The sequence below is a fragment of the Kaustia mangrovi genome (genome assembly GCF_015482775.1).
Classification (GTDB): Bacteria; Pseudomonadota; Alphaproteobacteria; order Rhizobiales; family Im1; genus Kaustia; species Kaustia mangrovi.
Genome location: NZ_CP058214.1, coordinates 4202630 through 4224960 on the forward strand (window position 1 = coordinate 4202630; position 22331 = coordinate 4224960).

Consider the following 22331-nt stretch of genomic DNA (forward strand, 5'->3'; position numbering starts at 1 on the left):
TTGCGTATATGGCGATGTTTGCGGCCGCGATGACCGTCGGCAGCGCGGGCGCATCCGCGGCAGATCTGTTCGTGCCGCCTCCTGCGGAGGAGGCGGTTGTTCCTGCGCCGCCCATGGACACAACCTATGACTGGTCGGGTGTCTATCTTGGCGGACATGCCGGCTGGGGCTGGATGGACGCCAAGATGAGAAACGAGACGGTCGGCACCCACAAGCTGGACGCCGACAGCTTCGTCGGCGGTGTGCTCGGCGGTGTCAGCTTCCAGTCCGGAAATGTCGTCTATGGCCTCGAGGGCGACGTGACCTGGGGTAGCTTGAGCAGCCCATACAAGGCTCTCTGCGAGACGCCATGCGCCCCGGCGTTCGAGGAGTCCTTCCGGGTCGGCCCGATCGGCACCATTCGGGGGCGCGTGGGCTATGCGGCGAATCGGACGCTGTTCTTCGTGACCGCCGGTCTCGGTATCGCGGACGCCAGAGCCAAGCTCCGCCGCGATCCGGACAGCGCCCGCGACAGCCGCGTTCACTATGGCGTCGTGGTCGGAGCCGGCATTGAATATGCGGTCACCGACACCGTCCTTCTGCGCGGCGAGTATCTCTACGGCAATTACGGGAAGAAAACCTACAGGTGGCCGAACGCCGCCGACCGGATCGATTTCGAGACCAATACCGTGCGGGCGGCTGTCTCGTTCAAGCTCGATCCGTTCCTCTTCTGACGCGGCTGCCGGCGAGCCCCTGTCCTGCCGGGGCTCTCTCGGCCGGGCGGCTCCGGGCCTGGAGGGAAGGGATTTACAGGCCGGGGCGGCGGCTCTATGGTCCGGCCATCCGGTGCCCCGAGGGGCACCGTTTTTCCCTTGCGGCCATTCCGAGGAGTGACGAGCCGACCATGCGCGCGGAAGTGCAGTCTGTCATCGACGACATCAAGCAGTCTCTCGGACTGCTGAGGAGGCATCTTTGACTGGGATAACGCTCTCAGACGCCTCGACGAACTGAACTCCCTGGCGGAGGACCCGTCCCTCTGGGACGATCCGCAGGCCGCCCAGTCCATGATGCGCGAGCGCCAGAAGCTCGATGATCAGATCGGCGTCTGCCGGGAGCTCGAGCAGGGGCTCAGCGACAATATCGAGCTGATCGAGCTCGGCGAGGCCGACGGCGACGAGGATATCGTCGCGGAGGCGGAGGCCGCGCTGAAGGCTCTGCGCACGAAGGCCGGCAAGCACGAGCTCGAGGCGCTGCTGTCCGGCGAGGCCGACGCCAACGACACCTATGTGGAGATCCACGCGGGCGCGGGCGGAACGGAAAGCCAAGATTGGACGGAGATGCTCACGCGCATGTATATGCGCTGGGCGGAGTCCAAGGGCTACAAGGTGGAGGTGATGGAGATCCATCCGGGCGAGGAGGCGGGTTACAAGTCCGCGACCCTGCTCGTGAAGGGCCACAACGCCTATGGCTGGCTGAAGACCGAATCGGGCGTGCATCGCCTGGTGCGCATCTCGCCCTTCGATTCCAATGCCCGCCGGCACACCTCCTTCTCCTCCGTCTGGGTCTATCCGGTGATCGACGATTCGATCGAGATCGACGTCGCCGACAAGGATGTGCGCATCGACACCTACCGCGCCTCCGGTGCTGGCGGACAGCACGTCAACACCACCGACAGCGCGGTGCGCATCACCCATATTCCCACCGGCATCGTCGTGCAGTGCCAGAACGAGCGCTCCCAGCACAAGAACCGGGCCACCGCCTGGTCGATGCTGCGCGCCCGCCTCTACGAGCTGGAGCTCCAGAAGCGCGAGGAGGAGGCCCAGGCCGAGGCCGCCCAGAAGACGGATATCGGCTGGGGCCACCAGATCCGCTCCTATGTGCTGCAGCCCTACCAGCTCGTGAAGGATCTGCGCACGGGCGTGGAGAGCACGAGCCCGCAGGCCGTTCTCGACGGCGGCATCGACGCGTTCCTGGAGGCCTCGCTCGCCCAGCGCGTCCATGGCGGCGAAGGCGGGGAAACCGCCCAGCCGGCCAATGGCGGCTAGATGTGAGCTCTTCAGCTCGTTTCGGTCAGGACCGGCTGTCTCGCGGGACGTATCCGCTCAAGGGTCACGGGGAAAATCGGGATCGGGCGCCTATTCCGCAGCGCCCGACGAGCCGGGGCGCAGCAGGCCGGCCGGCCTGAACCGGCGGTCGTCGAGTGGCTCGGCCGGCTGGTCGTCATAGAGCAGCGGGCGCGACGGCTCGTCCGCGCCATATTGCTCCAGCGGATTGTCGGCCCTGTGGATATTGCCCTCCACGAAAGCGCCGTTCTCGATCGAGATGGTCTCGTGGATCACGTCGCCCTCGACATGGGCGCCGGAGAAAATGTGGACGTGAATGCCGCGTATGGGGCCGATGATGCGGCCGCGCACCACCACCTCCTCGGCGATGACCTCGCCATGGACGATGCCGCGGGCATCGACCACCAGCGCGCCGGCGCGCACGTCGCCATGGATCGTGCCGTCGATCTGGAGCTCGCCCGCCGTCATGACCTTGCCCTCGATGACGACCTCGGAGGTCAGGATCGAGGGGCCGACGCGCGGATCCCGTCCGGCCGGGTGCTCAGTCCGCTTCTGCTTGCGTTTGAAGAACATGACGCGCTTGCCAAAACCGCTTGGGATCGACCGGCCGCCCCTCAAGGCGGGTTTCGTAATGGAGATGCGGACCTGTGCTGCGGCCCGAACTGCCCACGCGGCCGATGACGTCTCCCCTGTTGACGTACTGGCCTTCATCGACCGCGATCTCGCCGAGATGAGCATATCGGGTCGCGATGCCGTTGTCATGGCGGATCTCGACCATACGCCCATAGGCGCCCTTCCAGCCAGCCGTGACGATCCTGCCGGAGGCGGTCGCGAGAATGGCGTTGCCGTCCAGGGCCTTCATGTCGATACCGGTATGCATCGCCTCGACCTTGCGGAACGGATCGTCGCGCGTGCCGAAGTCGCTGGTGATCCGGAACGTGGCGAGGGGGTCGGCGATGGGCATGCGCGTAATGGCCTGCTTCAGCTTCTCGACCGCCTCCATGCTCTTGCCGACCGTGCTCATGCGCTGCACGAGCTCGTCGTCGCCGAGGTCGATGGCGGACGGCGCGACGAACGGCCCGCCGACATTCTCGGGCAGATGGCGCCGGGACCGTTCCAGGACGGCGTCCGGGTCGAGGCCGACCTTGGACACTGCGGTTTCCACCGTCTCCAGCCGGCTGGCCGCGGCGGTCTCCACCCTGTCGAGCAGGGCATGCTGCATCCGGTCGAAGGAGGTAAGGAGCGCGCGCATCTCCTCAAGCGGCAGATCGGCGTCGGCGGCCTTGCGGAACGCCTCCTGGAACCGGGACCGGAAGGCGGGCAGGTCGAGCGTGCCCTGCTTGCCGGGCTCCGCGTCCGCCGCGCCGTCGCTGTCGTCCATGTCGTCGGCGTCCCCGGCCACGCTCGCCGGCTGCCATTGCTGGCTGAAGAACAGCTCCAGCTTGCGGTGGCGGGCGACCAGCGCCTCGTAGTCCTCGCGCAGCGCATCCACCTTGTCGAGATAGGCGTTCTGGTCGAGCAGCATGCGCCCGTTGAGCTTGCCGACGGTGCCGCGTAATGCGGCGATGCGCGCGTCATAGGCGGCGCGGAGTCCGGCGACGCGCTGTTCGGTCAGCACGACGCTCGCCGTCGCATAGGCGAGCCAGCCGAGAAGGCCGACGAGACACGACAGTGCCGCGATCTGCGTCCACGGCTTGAGGGTCACATAGCGGATATGCCCCTCGCTGCGCAGATAGATCTGGCGCTCGCGGAACAGCCGGCGGCGTGCCGATGCCGGCGTCCGGCTCCGTGATGCATGCTTGTTACGACGTCGCATGTCGTCCTGGATGATCGTGCACCCCCGAGGGAGACGAGCCCCGCCCCGATGTCCGTATCCGCCTCCGCTGGCGCGGAAGCTCATGGTTAACACTTATACAAGCGGCAGAAGGGCTTGTCACCCGTATGCGGTCTGCCTCGGAGCGCCGGGTCAGGTGGGCGACATCACCCCGACGAGGGGTTTGTAGAAACCCGGCACGAGGCCGGCCTCGGCGCGGGCGCGGTCGTTGAAGGGCGGCTTGATCCGGCCCTTGAAATGGCGCTGCACGAGGCGCTGGAACTCGGGCTCCGGCGGCAGCCCCTCGCGGGCGCACAGGAACCGGAACCACTTCACGCCGAAGGCCACATGGGTTTTCTCGTCGCGATAGATAATCTCAAGAATTCCGGCCGTTTCCGCATCCCCCGCCTCGTGCATCCGGTCGATCATGGAGGGCGTGACGTCGAGCCCGCGCGCTTCCAGCACCATCGGCACGATGGCGACCCGGGCGAGCAGTGAGTGGCCGGTATCCTGCGCGGTCTGCCACAGCCCGTCATGGGCGGGCAGGTCGCCATAGGCGCCGCCGAGCTCCGCGAGCCGCCGGTCGAGGAGGGCGAAATGCCGCGCCTCCTCCGCGCCGACGCGCACCCAGTCGTCGAGGAAGGAGTGCGGCATGGGCGCATCGAAGAAGCGCGCGATGAGGTCCCAGGTGAGATCCACCGCATTGAGCTCGATATGGGCGAGCGCGTGGACCATGGCGAACCGGCCGCGCCCGCCCGATGTGGAGCGCTTCGGCATGTCCCGCGGCGCAAGGAGCTCGGGCCGGTCGGGGCGCCCGGGCCGGTCGGGCAGGGACGGCATGCCGGCGCGCACGCCCCGCGACAGCCGCCTGGCGCGCCAGGCCTTGGCGGCCTCGCGGGCCAGGCGGACCTTCTCCGCCGGCTCCGCGGCCTCCACGACGAGGCGGGCAGCCTCGGCGAGCGAGCGCGGCGCAGTCGGGCCGTCTGCCGCCATGGCGGTCACCCGAGCGCCCTTGCCGCCTCGAGCACCTCCTCGGCATGGCCGGCAACCTTCACCTTGCGCCAGATGCGCGCGATCCGCCCGTCGCGGCCGATCAGGAAGGTCGACCGGTCGATGCCCATATATTTGCGCCCGTACATGCTCTTCTCGACCCATACGCCATAGGCCTCGATCGCGGCGCGGTTCTCGTCGGAGGCCAGCGTGACGGCGAGCGCGTGCTTGGCCTTGAACTTGTCGTGCCTGGCGACGGAATCGGCGGAAATGCCGATGATGTCCGTCTCCGCCTCGTCGAAGGCACCCTTGAGGCCGGTGAAGGCGATGGCCTCCTTCGTGCACCCGCTGGTGTCGTCCTTCGGGTAGAAATAGACGACGGCCTTGCGGCCCTTCACGGCGGACAGCGAGGCGTTGCCGCCACTGTCCGTCGGCAGCGAGAAATCCGGCGCCATGTCGCCTTCCTTCAGTGTGCTCATGGTTTGGTCATCCTTTCGTCCCAATTTTGGTGAAATGAGCGGTTTTGGGGCATGCCGAGTTGTGTTGGCGCAAAGCGGATGTACACTGATCTCTCAGATTCTGAACGAGGATCGGTGTCGGTTATCCGAACAGGGCCCTGAATCACCATGGAGTTTGGCCCGGCCGTTTCGCCCGGTGCAAGAGGTATCCGGGGTGGAGGGGCCGTTCGGGCGGTCGTACGCCTGTCATAGACCTTTGCGGATTTGCGTAGAAAGCTGACGAGGCTGGGGTTGTTTTCGCTGGGCGGCGTGCTGCTGCTGGCCGGTGTGCTTGCGCTCGCCATCCTGTGGCGGCTGTCCATGGGGCCGATCTCGCTCGGTTTCATGAGCGGCCCGGTGGAGCAGATCGTCAATGCCGGGCTGAGCGGCATGCGCGTGGAGTTCAGCGACGTCGTCGTCGAACGCGAGGACGGCAACGGGCCGCCGACAGTGCGTTTCCGCCATGTCCGGCTGGTCGACGAGGGCAACCGGCTCATTGCACGAGCGCCCCGAGCGACCGTCGAGATCGACGGCGCGAAGCTTCTGCGTGGGCGAGTCGTGCCGCGCCAGTTCGACCTGATCGGTCCTCATATCCTCGTGCGCCGCACCCTGTCGGGCGGTATCGAGCTCGGCTTCGGCGAGCCGTCGAACCCTCCCGACACCGCGGATATCTCCGGCAAGGCCGACAAGGATATCTCCGCAGAGACCGCGCAGGGCAGCGCCTTCCTGGAAAGCGGCCAGGGGATGATGGCGTTTCTCGAGCGCGAAATGCTCGCCAAGGATCGCGGCGGCGCGGCGGCACTCAATGCCATCACGGTCAGCGATGCCTCCGTTTCGCTCTATGACGAGACCAACCAGTCGATCTGGTATGCGCCGAAGGTCAATCTCGATTTCGGGCGCACGCCGGACGGGCTGACGCTGGATGCCGATGCCGAGGTCGCCAGCGGCAAGGACAGCTGGCGCCTCGATCTCCGGGCGGACTACCGGGGCGACACACAGACCATGTCGGTCACGGCGCGTGTGCACGATTTCGTTCCGGCCTATGCCGCGGCCCAGGTCTTCGCCCTGTCGGAGCTCGGCGAGGTGCGGCTGCCGCTCTCGGGCGAGGCCCATCTGGATCTTGCCGAGGACGGCAGCATCACCAGGGCGGATGCGGTGTTCACCGCCTCGGCGGGCTATGTCGGCTTCCCGAGTTTCATCTCCAAGCCGATTCTGGTGGACGAGGGCACGCTGCGCCTGTCCTACGAGCCGGAGACCCGTGAGATCGTCATCGGCAAGTCCGCGATCTATATCGGCGGCTCGCAGGCCGCGCTCACGGGCCGGCTGTCACCCGATTACGGCGAGACCGGGCGGCTGCTCGGCACGCGCGTGGCACTGCATGCCCGCGATGTGAGCCTGGACACGGACGGCGAGGTGACCGGCGCACTGGCCATCGACCGGGTGGATTTCGAGGGGTATGCGTCGGTCGAGGACAACCGCCTCGACGTCGACGATCTGGTGATCCTCGCCGGCAATGCCGGCATCCGGATGCGCGGCAGCTTCTCCGAGGGCGAGGAGGCGATCGGCATCCGGCTTGCCGGGCGCATCCGCGACCTGCCCATCGACACGATGAAGAAGCTGTGGCCGCCGATCCTCGCGCCGGGCGCGCGCGAGTGGATCTCGGAGAATGTCCTGACGGGCGTCATTCCGACCGGCGATTTCAGTGTCGACATGCCGCCGAAGGTTCTCGCCCGGGCGCTTAACGACAAGGCGATTCCCGACCGGCACGCCAATTTCGACTTCACCCTGTCCGACGTCACGACGCGCTATTTCGACGACTTCCCCGTGATTATCGGTGCGGCCGGCGGGGGAACCCTGCAGGGCAACAGCTTCGATCTCTCGCTGAAGAGCGGCTCCGTCACCGTGCCGTCGGGCAAGAAGATCGAGTTCGTCTCGGGGGATATGCGTATCGACGATCTCGTCACCCACGGGACCGTAGCGGAGGTCAATGTCACGACCAAGGGGCCGGTCAGCGGGTTCCTGGAGCTGATCGATCTCGAACCGCTCAGATATGTGAGCGAGGCGGGCTTCGACATGGATCGTCTCACCGGCGCGGCGGAAGTGTCGATGGCGCTCCAGCTGCCGCTCCTGCGCGACATCCCGGCCGAGCGCCTGTCGATCAAGGCCCAGACGACCATCAAGGAGATCAACTTCACCGGCATCGCCGACGACATGGAAATCGACGGCGGTACCCTGGAGGTGGAGGTGACCGATGAGGGCCTGACGGGCGCTGGCGACGTCACGCTGAACGGCGTGCCCGTTCGTCTGGAGCTGAGCTCGTCCTTCAAGGACGACGGTCCCGACGAGCGCCGTGTCGTGGCGAGGGCCACGCTCAGCGACAAGGACCGTGTCCGGCTCGGCACCGATATCAACGATTTCGTGAAAGGTCCGGTTCCGGTCACGCTGACCGCGGATATCAGCAAGGGCGATGTGGAGAGCGCGCATCTGGCCGCCGATCTCTCGCGCGCACAGCTCCGCATCGAGGCGATCCGGTGGCTGCGCCCGCCGATCAAGGGGACCAAGGCGACGCTCGATCTCGACTTCCGCAAGGATGGCGGCATCGGGATCCGCAATGCGGTGATCACGGGCAAGGACCTGAATGTCAGGGGGACGATGGTGCTGAACAAGGCGGGCGACATCGTGTCCGCCTCGCTGCCGACGGCACAGCTCGGCCCGGATTACGACATGACGGTCAAGGCGAGCCGCCGCAGCGCGAATGTTCTCGGCGTCTCGGTCGGCGGTCGGTCCTTCGATGCGCGGCCCATGATCCATGCCATGTTCGGCAAGTCGGATACGGCAAAGGACCATCTGGGCACCGTCGCGGTCGATGCGAGCCTGTCCACCATTCGCGGCTATCGCGGCTCGCGGCTCGACAGGGCCAAGGTCTCCGCGGAAATCCGCAATGGCGGCATCGTGCGCATGGAGGTGAATGGCCAGCACGGCGACGGCTCGCAGGTCGCGCTGTCCGTCCGCCCGAAGACGAACGGCACACGGGCCCTCAAGCTCACCAGCCGCAATGGCGGGGCGACCCTGCGGGCGGCCGATCTCTATTCCAACATCAGGGGCGGGAACCTCTCCTTCACCGCCGATCTCGGCGCTCCCGGCCAGTCGGCCCTGCGCGACGGACGCTTACGCATCCGGAACTTCCAGGTGCGCGACGAGCCGGCGCTCATCCGGTTCGACGAGCGCGGCGGGGCGCAGCGCACGAGGTCCAACAGCGGAAGCTGGAGCTTCACCAATCTCACCGTCCCCTTCTCCCTCGACGGCCAGTATGTGCGCATCGGCGATGCGCTCCTTCAGGGGCCGACCATCGGGGCGTCCGCCAAGGGGCTGATCAACAAGGACAATGGCGCGCTCGACATTTCCGGAACGATCATTCCGGCCTATGCTCTCAACTCGCTGCTGAGCTCGGTCCCGATCCTCGGCGAGGTGCTGATGGGCGGCAAGGGGCAGGGTATCTTCGGCGTGACCTTCGCGCTGCGCGGCACCATGTCGGACCCGGAGATGGTGTTCAATCCGGTCTCCGCCCTCGCGCCGGGTTTCCTGCGCAAGCTCTTCGAGTTCGGCACGGGCGACGGCGGCGCGTCCGGCTCGGGCTCCGGGTCCGGCCGCGATGGCGGCAAGCGCAAGGAGCCCGAGATCGACATGCCGAGGGCCCTCAACCGATAGGCCGGGCCGGTCCCGCCCGACCGGACGAGAGCCTGGAGCGCATCGCGGTTAGGTTGAAACAGACCGCTCATCCCGGCGAAAGCCGGGATCTTCTGCAACACGCCTGAGATCCCGGCTTTCGCCGGGATGAGCGGGAGGAAATGCCGATTCAACCTGTCCGCAAGCCGCTTTAGCTCGGCCGGATGAGCGCGTGCTTCTTCTTGCCCATGGACAGCTTCACCACGCCGTCGCCGGTGAGGTCGTCACCGGTGAGGGCGCGTTTCGGGTCCGCGACGGCGACGTCGTTGATGCGCACGGCGCCGCCGGAGACGGCCCGGCGGGCCTCGCCGTTTGAGGAGGCAAGGCCCGCGCGCACCATGGCGGTGAGCAGGCCGAGCCCTGCCTCGAACTCGCCGCTCCCGATCTCGACGGTCGGCAGCCCCTCGCCGAACTGGCCTTCCTCGAAGGTGCGCCGCGCGGTCTCCGCGGCCTCCTCGGCCGCCTGGCGGCCATGGAGGAGGGCTGTGGTCTCGGTGGCCAACACCTTCTTGGCGTCGTTGAGCTCCTGGCCCTCGAGCGCGGCAAGGCGCGCGATCTCGTCGAGGGGCAGCTCGGTGAAGAGCTTCAGGAAGCGGCCGACATCGCCGTCCTCGGTATTGCGCCAGTACTGCCAGTAGTCATAGGGCTTGAGCATATCGGCATTGAGCCACACCGCGCCGGAGGCGGTCTTGCCCATCTTGGCGCCGGACGAGGTGGTCAAGAGCGGCGAGGTGAGCGCGAACAGCTCCACCTCCTCCATGCGCCGGCCGAGATCGATACCGTTGACGATATTGCCCCACTGGTCGGAGCCGCCCATCTGCAGCCGGCAGCCGTGGCGGCGGTAGAGCTCCACGAAATCGTAGGCCTGGAGCAGCATGTAGTTGAACTCCAGGAAGGACAGCGACTGGTCGCGCTCGAGCCGGCTCTTGACCGCCTCGAAGGAGAGCATGCGGTTGACGGAGAAATGGCGCCCGACATCGCGCAGGAACTCCACGTAGTTGAGGCCGAGCAGCCAGTCGGCATTGTCGATCATCACGGCATCGCTGGCGCCGTCGCCGAAGGTGAGGAAGCGGTCGAAGACGCGCCGGATCCCTTCCTTGTTCTGCTCGATCATCTCTGTCGACAGGAGCGGGCGCGCCTCGTCGCGGAAGCTCGGATCGCCGATCTGCGTCGTGCCGCCGCCCATGAGCGTGATCGGCCGGTGTCCGGCCTTCTGCAGCCAGCGCAGCATCATGATCTGCACGAGCGAGCCGACATGCAGCGAGCGCGCCGTGCAGTCAAAGCCGATATAGGCGGTCACGGTCCCCGTCCGCGCGAGCTCGTCCAGCGCCTCCATGTCGGAGCACTGGTGGATGAAGCCGCGTTCCTGGAGAACGTGGAGGAAATCGGATTTGAAACTGGTCATGCTCATGCCAAGCTGTATCTTGATGTTGGTTGGGTTGTCGGCCCGCCAGCGGCGGCCCTGTTCCGTGCAGGGCATTCCGGATCTTGGGAGCGATCAACGTCTCGGCGCCCGGGCGAGGGTCACCGGACGCAGCTTGATCTAGCACAGCGTTGTGAAATGGCAAATGTGACAGCCGCGCTCGGCCTGATGAGCGGCACCTCCATGGACGGGATCGACATCGCGCTCATCGAGACGGACGGCGAACGCCATGTGGCGCCGGGGCCTTCGGAGACGGTCGATTATACGCCGGGCCTGCGCGCGCTCTATCGCGAGGTGCTGGATGCCGCGCGCACGCTCGACCGGCGCGAGGACCGCCCGGCGCCGCTGGACGAATTCGAGCGCGAGATCACCGATGCCCATATGCGCGCGGTGACCGCGTTCCTGACCCGTCACGGGCTTGCGCCCGGCGATATCGGCGTGATCGGCTTCCACGGCCAGACCGTGCTCCACCGCCCGGAGAGACGCCTCACCGTGCAACTCGGCGACGGCGCGCGGCTCGCCGACGGGCTCGGCATCCGCGTCGTGAGCGACCTCAGGGCGGCGGATGTCGCCGCGGGCGGGCAGGGCGCGCCGCTCGTTCCCGTCTACCATTCCGCGCTCGCCGCCGGGCTCGGCAGCGGGCCCAGGGCCTTCCTCAATATCGGTGGCGTGGCGAACCTGACCTATATCGCCGACGGCGCGCCGCTCGTGGCCTTCGACACAGGGCCCGGCAATGCGCTTCTCGATGACTGGGTGCTCAGGCATCTCGGTACGGATTGCGACCGCGACGGGGCGCTCGCCCGGTCGGGACATGTGGACGAGGCCCGCCTCGCACGCCTCCTCGACCATGCCTATTTCGAGGCCCCGGCGCCGAAATCCCTGGACCGCAACGACTTCTCGCTCGATGCGCTGGACGGCCTGTCGCCGCAGGACGGGGCGGCGACGCTGGTCGCCTTCACGAGCGCGGCCGTGGCGCGTGCCGTCGCGCATCTGCCCGCCGCGCCGGCCTCGTGGGTGGTCTGCGGAGGCGGGCGGCGGAACCCGGCGATCATGGATGCGCTGCGCGACCGTCTCGGTGTGCCGGTGGAAACGGCCGAGGCCGTCGGGCTCGATGGCGACGCGATCGAGGCGGAGGCCTTCGCCTATATGGCCGTGCGCCGGCTTGCGAACCTCGCCATCACATTTCCCTCGACGACCGGCGTCGCCGAACCGCTGACGGGCGGCGTCATCCACGAGCCCGCGCGGTAGGGGGCTCCAGAAACGGGCGGGACGGTCCGGGGGCTGTGGGCTCCCGCCTTCGCGGGAGCGAGCGAAGGAAACAAGCCTTTTCCCTTACCGCTCATGCCCGCGAAGGCGGGCATCCATCCTGCTGATTCTGCACGGGAGTCCCGCTTGCGCGGGAATGACGGGCAAGGGGGCGGGCGCCCCGGCCCGTTCAGGCGGCCTCTTCCTCGGCGAGCCGGCGGTCGAGATAGTCCTCCACGACCGTCATGAGATCTTCGGCCTTGTCCTCGAAGAAATGGTTGGCGCCGGCGATCGTCTGATGCTCGATGACGATGCCCTTCTGCGTCTTCAGCCGGCTGACCAGGCTGGTGACGTGCTCCGGCGGTGTCACGCTGTCCTTGTCGCCATTGACGAACAGGCCCGAGGCCGGGCAGGGGGCGAGGAAGGAGAAGTCGTAATGGTTCGCCATGGGGGCGACGGAGATGAAGCCGGCGATCTCGGGCCGGCGCATCAGGAGCTGCATGGAGATCCACGAGCCGAAGGAGAAGCCGGCGATCCAGCACGAGCGCGCGTCGCGGTTGAGGCTCTGCGCCCAGTCGAGCGCGGCGGCGGCGTCCGACAGCTCGCCCGCACCATTGTCGTAGATGCCCTGGCTGCGGCCCACGCCGCGGAAATTGAACCGCAGGACGGAGAAGCCGCGCTTCTGGAACATGTAGTAGAGGGCATGCACGATGGGGTTGTTCATCGTGCCGCCGAACTGGGGATGGGGATGCAGGATGATCGCCACGGGCGAGGTGGACGATTCATTGTGGTGATAGCGGCCTTCAATGCGGCCCGCGGGGCCATTGAAAATCACTTCCGGCATTGGGTCCTCGAAACCTTAGAGATCATACGCATCCAGCGCGCCGTCCGGCGCCGTCGTCGGGCTGTTCCCGCGGTGGGAGCAGTCGCAGCCGTAGTATGGACTTTCAGACTGTGAAATCGGCATTCCGATTTGTTGACTCTCCCAGTCGGGTATTTTATATCCACCTTAGAATTATTCAATTTTGGTGCTGCCGTAGCCGCGGAGCCGACGTCGCAGGGCCGATGGACGTCATATCACAGTCGCGGCGGTATTTTGCAAGCCTTCTCATCGAGTTTTGGCGCGCAGCGGACTTGCATCGCGGTCTTGAGACAGGATTGAGAGATGAAACTCAGCACTCGTGGACGATATGCCGTGATGGCCATGGCCGATATCGCCCATTACTCGAAGGGCGAGCCTGTCACGCTGGCCGACATTGCCGACCGGCAGGATATCTCCCAGGCCTATCTGGAGCAGTTGTTCGTCAAGCTCCGGCGCTGCGGGCTCGTGGAGAGCGCGCGCGGGCCGGGCGGTGGCTACAAGCTGGCGCACGAGGCGGGCGATATCCGGATCTCCGACATCGTGCTCGCCGTCGACGAGCCCCTGAAGGTGACGCGCTGCGAGGACAGCTCCCCCATCGGTTGCCTGAACGGCTCGCGCTGCCTGACCCACGATCTGTGGGAGGAGCTCGGCCGCCAGATCCACGTCTTCCTGGCTTCCGTCAGCCTGGACGATGTCGTCCACAAGCGTGTGCTTGGGCGCGCGGTGCCGGTGGGGCCCAGCCCCGCCGAGGCACCTGTCGAGCGCGAGCCGGCCTGTTGAGGGCCGAACCCGGACACCCTTTCTGGACGATATCGAGCGAAGACCACCGACCGATGAGCGATATGCGCGCATATCTCGATCATAACGCCACCGCGCCCATGCGGCCGGAAGCGGTGGAGGCGGTGTCCGGCCTGCTGGGTGTCGCCGGCAACGCCTCCTCCGTGCACGAGGAGGGGCGGCGGGCGCGCAAGGTCGTGGAGGCGGCCCGCGAGACCGTCGCGGGCCTTGTCGGCGCGCGCGCCGATATGGTGACCTTCACCTCCGGCGGCACGGAAGCGAACGCCCTGGCGATCGCGGGCGCCGTCGGCGCCGGGCTCGCGAGCCGGCTCGTCGTATCCGCGGTCGAGCATCCAAGCGTGCTCGAGGCGGCCCGCGCGATGGGCGTGCCTTGCGTGGAGGTGCCGGTTCACGCGACGGGCGTCATCGATCTGGATTCGCTGGACGCCGCGCTGTCGTCCGGCGACGGCCCGGCGCTCGTCTCCGTCATGGCGGCGAATAACGAGACCGGCGCCATACAGCCCCTGAGCGAGGTGGTCGAGATTGCGCGCGCCCACGACGCACTCGTCCATTGCGACGCGGTGCAGGCGGCGGGACGGATGCGGCTCGCCTGGCCGGTTCTCGGCGTCGACATGCTCACCCTGTCCGCCCACAAGCTCGGCGGCCCGCAGGGGGTAGGCGCGCTCGTCGCCCGCGACGGGCTCGACCTGAAGCCCCTGCTGCCCGGCGGCGGGCAGGAGAGGCGCCGGCGTGCCGGCACGGAGAATGTGGCGGGCATTGCGGGGTTTGCAGCCGCTGTTGCCGGTGCCATATCGGACATGGACCGCATGGGCTGGATTGCCGGCGCGCGCGACGGGCTGGAGGCCGCGATCCGGGAAGAGGCCCCGGCCGCCCATATCTTTTCCGCCGGGACGGACAGGCTCGCGAACACCTGCTGTTTCGCGGTGGACGGTCTCGGGGCGGACATGCTGCTGATCGCCTTCGATCTGGAGGGCGTCGCGGTGAGCTCGGGGTCGGCCTGCTCGTCGGGCAAGGTCGGCCGCTCCCACGTCCTTCAGGCGATGGGCGCCGGCGAGGAACTGATCGGCGGTGCCATCCGGGTGAGCCTCGGATGGTCCACGACACAAGACGACATCGACCGTTTCGCGACGGCGTGGCGGCGCATTGCCAGGCGCAATGGCGCGCAGGCCGCGGCCTGAGACGGACGGCAAAGGAAACATCGAGAGAACGGGCAATGAACCCGATCGTTGCAAGTGAGGACAGGCATGGCTGATCTGGAGACAATCGAAAAGGTCAAGTCGATCGATGTCGACAAGTACAAATACGGCTTCACGACCCAGATCGAGTCGGACAAGGCGCCGAAGGGCCTGAACGAGGACATCGTCCGGTTCATCTCCGAGAAGAAGGGCGAGCCGGAGTGGATGCTCGAATGGCGCCTCGACGCCTATCGGCGCTGGAAGACCATGGAGGAGCCGAGCTGGGCGCGCGTCTCCTACCCGCCGATCGATTTCCAGGACCTCTATTATTATTCCGCGCCGAAATCGCAGGGCTCCGGCCCGAAGAGCCTGGACGAGGTCGATCCGGAGCTTCTGGCGACCTATGAGAAGCTCGGCATCCCGCTGAAGGAGCAGGAGGTGCTCGCGGGCGTGGAGGGGGCGAAGGTTGCCGTCGACGCGGTGTTCGACAGCGTGTCCGTGGTGACGACCTTCAAGGAGGAGCTCGCCAAGGCGGGCGTCATCTTCTGCTCGATCTCGGAGGCCATGCGCGAGCACCCGGAACTCGTGAAGAAGTATCTGGGCTCGGTGGTGCCGAAGTCGGACAACTACTTCGCCGCGCTCAATTCCGCGGTGTTCTCCGACGGGTCCTTCGTCTATGTGCCGGAGGGCGTGCGCTGCCCGATGGAGCTGTCGACCTATTTCCGCATCAACGAGGAGCAGACCGGCCAGTTCGAGCGCACGCTGATCATCGCTGACAAGGGCGCCTACGTGTCCTATCTGGAGGGCTGCACCGCGCCGATGCGCGACGAGAACCAGCTTCACGCCGCGGTGGTCGAGCTCATCGCGCTCGACGATGCGGAGATCAAGTACTCCACCGTGCAGAACTGGTATCCCGGCGACGCGGACGGCAAGGGCGGCGTCTACAACTTCGTCACCAAGCGCGGCGACTGCCGGGGCGCGAACTCCAAGATCTCCTGGACGCAGGTGGAGACGGGCTCCGCGATCACCTGGAAATATCCGAGTTGCCTGCTTCGCGGCGACAACAGCCGGGGCGAGTTCTACTCGATCGCCATCTCCAACGGCCATCAGCAGATCGATTCCGGCACCAAGATGATCCATCTGGGCCGCAACACCTCCAGCCGGATCATCTCCAAGGGCATTTCGGCGGGCCAGTCGTCCAACACCTATCGCGGGCTCGTCTCCGCGCATCCGAAGGCGGCGAACGCGCGCAACTTCACCCAGTGCGATTCACTGCTCATCGGCAATGAGTGCGGCGCGCACACCGTGCCCTATATCGAGGCGAAGAACACCTCCGCCCAGTTCGAGCACGAGGCGACCACCTCGAAGATCTCCGACGACCAGCTCTTCTACTGCATGGCGCGCGGGCTCAACGAGGAGGAGGCGGTGGCGCTGATCGTCAACGGCTTCGTGCGCGATGTCATCCAGCAACTGCCCATGGAGTTCATGGCCGAGACGCAGAAGCTCATCGGCATCAGCCTGGAGGGCAGCGTGGGCTGACGAATAGCGACGCGGAACAAGTATCGGATGCGATCCACCGTTCTCCGGTCATCCCCGCCCCTGTGGGTCCTCGCTTTCGCGGGGATGACGAATGGACGTCCGGGGATGGCGAATGGATATCCCGGGAGTGACGAAGGCAGAAATGCTTTCAGGAATTATGGGAACTGAAGAATGCTCGAGATCAAGAATCTGCATGTCGAGGTCGACGGCCAGGAGATCCTCAAGGGGATCGACCTCACGGTCGAGCCGGGCGAGGTGCATGCCATCATGGGGCCGAACGGCTCCGGCAAATCGACGCTCGCCTATGTGCTGGCGGGCCGCGACGGCTATGAGGTGACCGGCGGCTCGATCGCCTTCCGGGGCGAGGACGTTCTGGAGATGGGACCGGACGAGCGCGCCGCGCTCGGCCTGTTCCTGGCCTTCCAGTACCCCATCGAGATTCCGGGCGTGGCGCTCATGACCCTGCTCAAGACGGCGCTCAACGCCCAGCGCAAGGCGCGCGGCGAGGACGAGCTGTCGACGCCGGACTTCATGCGCCTCGTGCGCGAGAAGGCGGGCGAGCTGAACGTGTCGCAGGAGATGCTCAAGCGCCCGGTCAATGTGGGCTTTTCCGGCGGCGAGAAGAAGCGCGCGGAAATCCTCCAGATGGCCGTTCTGCAGCCCTGGCTGTGCGTGCTGGACGAGACCGATTCCGGGCTCGACATCGACGCGCTGAAGGTGGTGGCCGACGGCGTGAACGCGCTCAGGGGGCCGGAGCGGTCCATGGTCGTGATCACGCACTATCAGCGCCTGCTCAACTACATCGTGCCCGACAAGGTGCACGTGCTCTCCGCCGGCCGGATCGTGCGCTCCGGCGGCAAGGAGCTGGCGCTCGAGCTGGAGGAGAGCGGCTACGCCATCTATCAGGACGAAGCGGCCGCCTAAGGAAGACCTGGAAGGGTACGACGAGCAATGAACGTCGCAGTACAGAAGACCAAGGCGGAAGCAGCCTTCATCGACGCCTATGCCACGCGCAGGGACGCGCTGCCGCATGCCGGCTGGCTGGAGCCCAAGCGCGAGGCGGCGTTCGAATCCTTCTCCGCCCACGGCCTGCCCAACCGGCGGGTCGAGGAATGGAAATGGACCGATCTGCGCCGCCATCTGAACGAGGCCTATCCGCCGCTCGTCGCCGCCGAGCCGGAGGCGGGCGCGGTCGAGACCCTGCTGGCGCGGGACCCGTTCGCGCAGATCGGGCGCAAGCGCCTGGTCTTCGTCGATGGCCGGTTCGATGCGGGCCTCTCCGACGCCCAGGATCTCGACGGCGTGGAGGTCCACGCCCTGAGCGATGTCATGGCCGATCCGCCGTCCTGGGCGCGCGAGATCCTCGGCAACCTGTTCGGCGCCGGACGCGATCCGGTCGCGGAGCTCAATACCGTGTTCCTCGCCGACGGGGCGCTTGTGCGCATTGCCGACGGCGCGGAGATCGCGACGCCGCTGGCGCTGGTCTTCGTGAATGCCGGCACCGCGCCGCGCATGACGGCTGTGCGCAATGTCGTCGCGGTGGGCGCGGGCGCGCGCGCCACGATCCTGGAAACCCATCTGGGCTCCGGCCCTTATCTCGCCGACATCGTCACCGAGACGGTGGTCGGCAAGGGTGCGGAGCTTGAGCGCGTGCGCGTGCAGGCCGACGATACCGAGGCGGTCCAGCTCTCCAACGCCCATATCGAGCTGGAGGCCGACGCCGTCCTGCGCGACGTCACGCTCACCATGGGCGGGCGCCTCACGCGCAACCAGCTTTTCGTGAAGTATCGCGGCGAGGGGGCCGATGCCCATATTGCCGGCTCCTATCTCCTCGCCGGCAACCAGCATTGCGACACCACCATGGTGGTGAACCACGCCGTGCCGTCGTGCCAGAGCCGCGAGCTCTTCAAATGCGTGATGGACGACACCGCCCACGGCGTGTTCCAGGGCAAGATCATGGTCGCCCCGGAGGCGCAGAAGACCGATGGCAAGCAGCAGAGCCACGGGCTTCTCCTGTCGGAGCGCGCGGAGTTCGACTCAAAGCCCGAGCTGGAGATCTTCGCCGACGACGTCGCCTGCGGGCACGGCGCCACGTCGGGCGCGCTCGACGACCGGCTGATCTTCTATCTGCGCGCGCGCGGCATTCCCGAGGCGCAGGCGAAGTCCCTGCTCATCGCCGCCTTCGTTCGCGAGGCATTCGACGATATCGCCCATGAGGGCGCGCGCGATGTGCTGGCCGGCCTGGCAGAGGGCTGGCTGGCGGAGCGCAAGGGAGGGATCGATGGCTGATGCCGGCCTGAAGCCTGCGGCCCCGGAGGCGGCGGGCGGCTTCGATGTGGAGCGCATCCGCGAGGATTTCCCGATCCTGAAGCGGACCGTCTACGACAAGCCGCTCACCTATCTCGACAACGCGGCCTCCGCCCAGAAGCCGAAGGCGGTGATCGAGGCGGTGCGCAAGGCCTATGAGGAGGAATACGCGAATGTCCATCGCGGCCTGCATTTCCTCTCCAACCTCGCCACGCAGAACTACGAGGATGCGCGCGAGACGGTGCGCCGCTTCCTCAACGCGCCCTCGACCGACGAGATCATCTTCACCCGCAACACCACCGAGGCGATCAACCTGGTCGCCCAGAGCTTCGGCGGGATGGTGATCGGGGAGGGCGACGAGATCGTGCTCTCCCTGCTCGAGCACCATTCCAACATCGTGCCCTGGCACTTCCATCGCGAGCGGCGCGGCGCGGTGCTCAAATGGGTGCCGGTGAACGAGGCCGGCGAGTTCCTGCTGGAGGAATACGAGAAACTGCTCGGCCCCCGCGTGAAGATGGTGGCGGTGACGCACATGTCGAACGCCATCGGCACCATCACGCCGATCCGGGAAATCATCCGGCTGGCGCATGAGCGCGGCATTCCGGTGCTGGTCGACGGCAGCCAGAGCGCGGTGCATCTCCCGGTCGACGTGCAGGAGCTCGACTGCGACTTCTATATCTTCACCGGCCACAAGGTCTACGGACCCTCCGGCATCGGCGCGCTCTATGCCAAGCGCGAGCATCTCGACCGCATGCCCCCCTATCAGGGCGGCGGCGAGATGATCGAGGACGTCACCCCCGACCGCGTCACCTATGCGGAGCCGCCGCACCGGTTCGAGGCGGGAACGCCGGCCATCGTCCAGGCCATTGGACTGGGCGCCGCGCTCGACTACATGATGGGTGTGGGCCGCGAGAACATCGCCGCGCACGAGGCCGACCTCAAGGCCTATGCGCTGGAGCGGCTGCGCGAGATCAATTCGCTGCGCGTCTTCGGTGCGCCGCGCGAGCGGGGCGCGATCATCTCCTTCGAGATGGAGGGCGCCCATGCCCACGACATCTCGACGGTGATCGACCGGCATGGCGTGGCGGTGCGCGCCGGCACCCATTGCGCGCAGCCCCTGCTGGAGCATTTCGGCGTGACCTCGACCTGCCGGGCATCCTTTGCCATGTACAATACGAGGGAAGAGGTCGACCGGCTGGCCGAGGCGCTGAAGGCGGCGGCACGGTTCTTTGCCTGAGCGCGACGAGGAGAGCGAGGAGCACGATGAGCGAGCAACGTGACATCATGGCACCGGATGCCGGAACGGCGCCCGAACCGCCGGAGCCCGCGAGCGCGATCCCGGAGGCCGAGCTCAACCGGCTGACCGATGACATCGTCGCGGCGCTGAAGACCGTCTACGACCCGGAGATCCCGGTCGACATCTACGAGCTCGGCCTGATCTACAAGGTCGATATCGACGACGACCGGATGGTGGCGATCGACATGACGCTGACCGCGCCGGGCTGCCCGGTGGCCGGCGAGATGCCGGGCTGGGTGGAGGATGCGGTCTCCACCGTGGATGGCGTGAGCGGGGCGACCGTCAATCTGGTCTTCGATCCGCCATGGGACCCGAGCCGCATGTCGGACGAGGCCAAGGTCGCGCTCAACATGTGGTGAGCGGGGGCGAAAGGGCCTCCCGGCATGCGGGTTGTGCCCTTGCATGCCCGCCACGGCACGCCAGATAATGAGCGAACGCACAGAGCTTTAGCGAGACGAGAGCCGGAGATGACTGCACGCATTCGTCCCAAGCCCAAGGTAATGAACCTCACCGATGCGGCCGCCGCGCGCATTCGCGAGCTGATGTCCAAGGCCGACCGTCCCGTCGCGGGCCTGCGCGTCGGGGTGAAGAAGGGCGGCTGCGCCGGCATGGAATACACGATGGACTATGTCGACGAGGCCGACCCGCGCGACGAGGTGGTCGAGGACAAGGGCGTGACCCTGCTGATCGATCCCGCTGCGATCCTGTTCCTGCTCGGCACCGAGATGGATTTCGAGGTTGGCAAGCTGTCCTCGGGCTTCGTGTTCAACAATCCCAACCAGACATCGGCCTGCGGCTGCGGCGAGTCCGTGGCGATCACGCCGGCCAGTGCCGACGGCTTCCCCGGCACGGCCTGACCTTCGATGCCGGGCCTCAGGGGCCCAGCGCATTTCACGGAAAATGGACGCGGCGTCCGGCCGAGAGCAGGCTGCGTCCGGTTGGACGCAGGTGAGTTGCTCTGACACTTTGAGAGCGACCGACTTTTCTGCACTCGGATGGCCCCCCGAGTGCTGGTCGATCTAGCGGACCGGGCGCTGGAGGAAGGCCGGAATCTGGTCGGGCGGGAGGTTCGCGAAGGGCACGTTGTCGTTCGCGTAGTCCTCGTCCTTCCGGCGCGAGCGCGACCGCGACTTGTCGCGGCCCTGCGGCTTGGCATCCGACCCGGTTCCGGACTTGGAGTCGGACTTGGGCTTGGTGTCGGACTTGGGTTTGGCGTCGGATTTTCTGTCCTCGGCCCTGTTATCCTTCGCCTGGCTCTCGCGGCGTTCGCTTCCGCGCCCGCCACGGCCCTTGCGGCCACGGGGCTTCTCTGCGAGATCCTCCTCGCCCGGCGCCTCGCCGTCCCAGGGGATTTCGCGCCGGATCAGCTTCTCGATGGCCTTGAGGTACTTTGTCTCCTCAGGCGTCACCAGCGTATAGGCGAAGCCTTCCCGTCCGGCACGGCCCGTGCGCCCGATGCGGTGCACATAGTCCTCCGCGTGGGTCGGCACGTCGAAATTGAAGATGTGGCTGACCGCGGGGATATCGAGGCCGCGCGCGGCGACATCGCTGGCGATGAGGAACGTGACCTCGCCGCTGCGGAAGCGCTCGAGCGTGGCAAGCCGGCTGTGCTGGTCCATGTCGCCATGGAGCGCCGCGGCGTTGAAACCGTGCCTCTGGAGCGAGCGTTCCAGCAGCCGGACCGTCACCTTGCGATTGGCGAAGATGATGGCGTTCTTGATCTCGCCCCGGTTCTCGCCCTGCTCGCGCAGGACCCGGCGCAGCGTCTCGCGCTTGTCCTTCGGGTGGCCGGAGGTGAAGACGCAGTGCTGCTCGATGGATGCGGCCGTGGTCGAGGGGCGTGCGACCTCCACCGTTTCCGGCATGTGCAGGAAGGTGGAGGTGAGCCGCTGGATCTCCGCCGGCATGGTCGCGGAGAAGAACAGCGTCTGCCGGGTGATCGGCAGCAGCTTGTAGATCTTCTCGATGTCGGGAATGAAGCCCATGTCGAGCATGCGGTCGGCCTCGTCGACGACGAAGAGCTCCACGCCATGCAGCATGAGCTTGCCGTTCTCCACATGGTCGAGCAGGCGGCCCGGCGTGGCGATGACGACATCGGCCCCGCGGTCGAGCAGGCGGTCCTGCTGTTCGAAGGACACGCCGCCGATGAGCAGGGCGACGGTGGTCTTGGAATTCTTGCCGAGCGTGGAGAAGGCCTCGTGAACCTGCACGGCGAGCTCGCGCGTCGGCTCGAGGATGAGCGCGCGCGGCATCCGGGCGCGCGAGCGGCCCTTCTGGAGCAATGTGAGGATCGGCAGCGTGAAGGCCGCGGTCTTGCCGGAGCCTGTCTGGGCAAGGCCCAGGACGTCGCGCCGTTCGAGCGCAGCGGGAATGGCCTTGGCCTGGATGGGGGTCGGCTCAGTATAGCCTGCGGCCCGGACGGCGTCGAGCACTTTCGGGCTGAGGCCTAGTTGATCGAAATTCATGCGTGGTGCGGCTTAACCGGTTTGCAGGGGCGCCGGTTTATCGGTGACGGGCTCTCGTTAGCCACAAGAGCCCACGGCGCGCGAGCCATGGATCGAATTTGAGGGAAACATAGATATTCTGCGCCATTTGTCAATTTTTCCTTCGCATCTGC

Annotated in this window: 19 protein-coding genes; 12 read left to right on the forward strand and 7 right to left on the reverse strand. The window is 66.7% G+C overall.

Annotation, left to right across the window (positions count from 1 at the left end):
* The first annotated feature begins 8 nt into the window (after window positions 1-8).
* A complete protein-coding gene (locus tag HW532_RS19860) occupies window positions 9-713 on the forward strand; it encodes an outer membrane protein (RefSeq protein WP_213162119.1) in 705 nt (234 codons plus the stop codon).
* 170 nt (window positions 714-883) lie between these two features.
* Window positions 884-2024, forward strand: a protein-coding gene (gene prfB, locus HW532_RS19865; RefSeq protein WP_213162120.1) for a peptide chain release factor 2 whose coding sequence is annotated in 2 segments (ribosomal slippage) — window positions 884-952 and window positions 954-2024 — 1140 coding nt in all. Because the reading frame shifts where the segments join, the coding sequence is not laid out codon by codon here.
* Between the two features lie 90 nt (window positions 2025-2114).
* Here prfB and HW532_RS19870 read toward each other — a convergent pair.
* From HW532_RS19870 to bcp, 4 genes are all read right to left on the reverse strand, one after another.
* Window positions 2115-2615 carry a bactofilin family protein gene (locus HW532_RS19870; protein ID WP_213162121.1) on the reverse strand — a complete coding sequence of 167 codons (501 nt, stop codon included), beginning with the start codon at window positions 2613-2615 and terminating at the stop codon, window positions 2115-2117.
* Window positions 2584-3858 (reverse strand): peptidoglycan DD-metalloendopeptidase family protein, encoded by a 1275-nt coding sequence (locus HW532_RS19875; RefSeq protein ID WP_213162122.1) that lies wholly within the window; start codon window positions 3856-3858, stop codon window positions 2584-2586. Before HW532_RS19875 ends, HW532_RS19870 begins: the two co-directional genes overlap by 32 nt.
* Before the next feature lie 150 nt (window positions 3859-4008).
* Window positions 4009-4848: a ferritin-like domain-containing protein gene (locus HW532_RS19880; RefSeq protein ID WP_213162123.1), complete on the reverse strand. Its 840-nt coding sequence runs from the start codon at window positions 4846-4848 to the stop codon at window positions 4009-4011.
* Between the two features lie 5 nt (window positions 4849-4853).
* The gene (gene bcp, locus HW532_RS19885; RefSeq protein ID WP_213162124.1) at window positions 4854-5324 is read right to left on the reverse strand and encodes a thioredoxin-dependent thiol peroxidase; all 471 of its coding nucleotides are present in this window, start codon (window positions 5322-5324) and stop codon (window positions 4854-4856) included.
* A 270-nt stretch (window positions 5325-5594) separates the two neighbouring features.
* Here bcp and HW532_RS19890 point away from each other — a divergent pair, with 270 nt between their 5' ends.
* Window positions 5595-9050, forward strand: coding sequence for a YhdP family protein (locus HW532_RS19890; RefSeq protein WP_213162125.1), 3456 nt, complete (start codon window positions 5595-5597; stop codon window positions 9048-9050).
* A gap of 169 nt (window positions 9051-9219) precedes the next feature.
* On the opposite strand, the gene tyrS is transcribed toward HW532_RS19890, so the two are convergent.
* A complete protein-coding gene (gene tyrS / locus HW532_RS19895; RefSeq protein ID WP_213164667.1) occupies window positions 9220-10473 on the reverse strand; it encodes a tyrosine--tRNA ligase in 1254 nt (417 codons plus the stop codon).
* 156 nt (window positions 10474-10629) lie between these two features.
* Here tyrS and HW532_RS19900 point away from each other — a divergent pair, with 156 nt between their 5' ends.
* Window positions 10630-11739 carry an anhydro-N-acetylmuramic acid kinase gene (locus HW532_RS19900; protein WP_213162126.1) on the forward strand — a complete coding sequence of 370 codons (1110 nt, stop codon included), beginning with the start codon at window positions 10630-10632 and terminating at the stop codon, window positions 11737-11739.
* A 187-nt stretch (window positions 11740-11926) separates the two neighbouring features.
* Here HW532_RS19900 and HW532_RS19905 read toward each other — a convergent pair whose 3' ends face one another.
* Complete coding sequence (locus HW532_RS19905; RefSeq protein WP_213162127.1) at window positions 11927-12580, reverse strand: alpha/beta hydrolase; 654 nt, start codon at window positions 12578-12580, stop codon at window positions 11927-11929.
* A 321-nt stretch (window positions 12581-12901) separates the two neighbouring features.
* Here HW532_RS19905 and HW532_RS19910 point away from each other — a divergent pair, with 321 nt between their 5' ends.
* The 8 genes from HW532_RS19910 to sufA all read left to right on the forward strand — a co-directional run bounded on the left by HW532_RS19910 (window position 12902) and on the right by sufA (window position 20571).
* Window positions 12902-13378: an Rrf2 family transcriptional regulator gene (locus HW532_RS19910; RefSeq protein ID WP_213162128.1), complete on the forward strand. Its 477-nt coding sequence runs from the start codon at window positions 12902-12904 to the stop codon at window positions 13376-13378.
* 53 nt (window positions 13379-13431) lie between these two features.
* Window positions 13432-14574 carry a cysteine desulfurase family protein gene (locus tag HW532_RS19915; RefSeq protein ID WP_213162129.1) on the forward strand — a complete coding sequence of 381 codons (1143 nt, stop codon included), beginning with the start codon at window positions 13432-13434 and terminating at the stop codon, window positions 14572-14574.
* A 66-nt stretch (window positions 14575-14640) separates the two neighbouring features.
* Window positions 14641-16110, forward strand: coding sequence for a Fe-S cluster assembly protein SufB (gene sufB, locus HW532_RS19920; RefSeq protein ID WP_213162130.1), 1470 nt, complete (start codon window positions 14641-14643; stop codon window positions 16108-16110).
* A 171-nt stretch (window positions 16111-16281) separates the two neighbouring features.
* Window positions 16282-17034, forward strand: a complete 753-nt coding sequence (gene sufC, locus HW532_RS19925; RefSeq protein WP_213162131.1) for a Fe-S cluster assembly ATPase SufC — start codon at window positions 16282-16284, stop codon at window positions 17032-17034.
* 27 nt (window positions 17035-17061) lie between these two features.
* Window positions 17062-18399 carry a Fe-S cluster assembly protein SufD gene (gene sufD, locus HW532_RS19930; RefSeq protein ID WP_213162132.1) on the forward strand — a complete coding sequence of 446 codons (1338 nt, stop codon included), beginning with the start codon at window positions 17062-17064 and terminating at the stop codon, window positions 18397-18399.
* Window positions 18392-19654 carry a cysteine desulfurase gene (locus HW532_RS19935; RefSeq protein WP_213162133.1) on the forward strand — a complete coding sequence of 421 codons (1263 nt, stop codon included), beginning with the start codon at window positions 18392-18394 and terminating at the stop codon, window positions 19652-19654. The genes sufD and HW532_RS19935 overlap by 8 nt, the downstream gene beginning before the upstream one ends.
* Before the next feature lie 47 nt (window positions 19655-19701).
* Complete coding sequence (locus tag HW532_RS19940) at window positions 19702-20073, forward strand: SUF system Fe-S cluster assembly protein (RefSeq protein ID WP_213164668.1); 372 nt, start codon at window positions 19702-19704, stop codon at window positions 20071-20073.
* Window positions 20074-20181: 108 nt separating this feature from the next.
* Window positions 20182-20571, forward strand: a complete 390-nt coding sequence (gene sufA, locus HW532_RS19945; RefSeq protein ID WP_213162134.1) for a Fe-S cluster assembly scaffold SufA — start codon at window positions 20182-20184, stop codon at window positions 20569-20571.
* Window positions 20572-20733: 162 nt separating this feature from the next.
* Here sufA and HW532_RS19950 read toward each other — a convergent pair whose 3' ends face one another.
* The gene (locus tag HW532_RS19950; RefSeq protein ID WP_213162135.1) at window positions 20734-22179 is read right to left on the reverse strand and encodes a DEAD/DEAH box helicase; all 1446 of its coding nucleotides are present in this window, start codon (window positions 22177-22179) and stop codon (window positions 20734-20736) included.
* Window positions 22180-22331 lie beyond the last annotated feature (152 nt).

Bases quoted from the DNA above. Each gene is read 5' to 3' on its own strand.
- sufC (WP_213162131.1), top strand. From the start codon at position 16,282: ATGCTCGAGATCAAGAATCTGCATGTCGAGGTCGACGGCCAGGAGATC.
- HW532_RS19870 (WP_213162121.1), bottom strand. From the start codon at position 2,615: ATGTTCTTCAAACGCAAGCAGAAGCGGACTGAGCACCCGGCCGGACGG.
- sufA (WP_213162134.1), top strand. From the start codon at position 20,182: ATGACTGCACGCATTCGTCCCAAGCCCAAGGTAATGAACCTCACCGAT.
- HW532_RS19880 (WP_213162123.1), bottom strand. From the start codon at position 4,848: ATGGCGGCAGACGGCCCGACTGCGCCGCGCTCGCTCGCCGAGGCTGCC.
- sufD (WP_213162132.1), top strand. From the start codon at position 17,062: ATGAACGTCGCAGTACAGAAGACCAAGGCGGAAGCAGCCTTCATCGAC.
- HW532_RS19900 (WP_213162126.1), top strand. From the start codon at position 10,630: ATGGCAAATGTGACAGCCGCGCTCGGCCTGATGAGCGGCACCTCCATG.
- HW532_RS19905 (WP_213162127.1), bottom strand. From the start codon at position 12,580: ATGCCGGAAGTGATTTTCAATGGCCCCGCGGGCCGCATTGAAGGCCGC.
- sufB (WP_213162130.1), top strand. From the start codon at position 14,641: ATGGCTGATCTGGAGACAATCGAAAAGGTCAAGTCGATCGATGTCGAC.
- tyrS (WP_213164667.1), bottom strand. From the start codon at position 10,473: ATGACCAGTTTCAAATCCGATTTCCTCCACGTTCTCCAGGAACGCGGC.
- HW532_RS19940 (WP_213164668.1), top strand. From the start codon at position 19,702: ATGGCACCGGATGCCGGAACGGCGCCCGAACCGCCGGAGCCCGCGAGC.
- HW532_RS19910 (WP_213162128.1), top strand. From the start codon at position 12,902: ATGAAACTCAGCACTCGTGGACGATATGCCGTGATGGCCATGGCCGAT.
- HW532_RS19935 (WP_213162133.1), top strand. From the start codon at position 18,392: ATGGCTGATGCCGGCCTGAAGCCTGCGGCCCCGGAGGCGGCGGGCGGC.
- HW532_RS19950 (WP_213162135.1), bottom strand. From the start codon at position 22,179: ATGAATTTCGATCAACTAGGCCTCAGCCCGAAAGTGCTCGACGCCGTC.
- bcp (WP_213162124.1), bottom strand. From the start codon at position 5,324: ATGAGCACACTGAAGGAAGGCGACATGGCGCCGGATTTCTCGCTGCCG.
- HW532_RS19860 (WP_213162119.1), top strand. From the start codon at position 9: ATGGCGATGTTTGCGGCCGCGATGACCGTCGGCAGCGCGGGCGCATCC.
- HW532_RS19915 (WP_213162129.1), top strand. From the start codon at position 13,432: ATGAGCGATATGCGCGCATATCTCGATCATAACGCCACCGCGCCCATG.
- HW532_RS19875 (WP_213162122.1), bottom strand. From the start codon at position 3,858: ATGCGACGTCGTAACAAGCATGCATCACGGAGCCGGACGCCGGCATCG.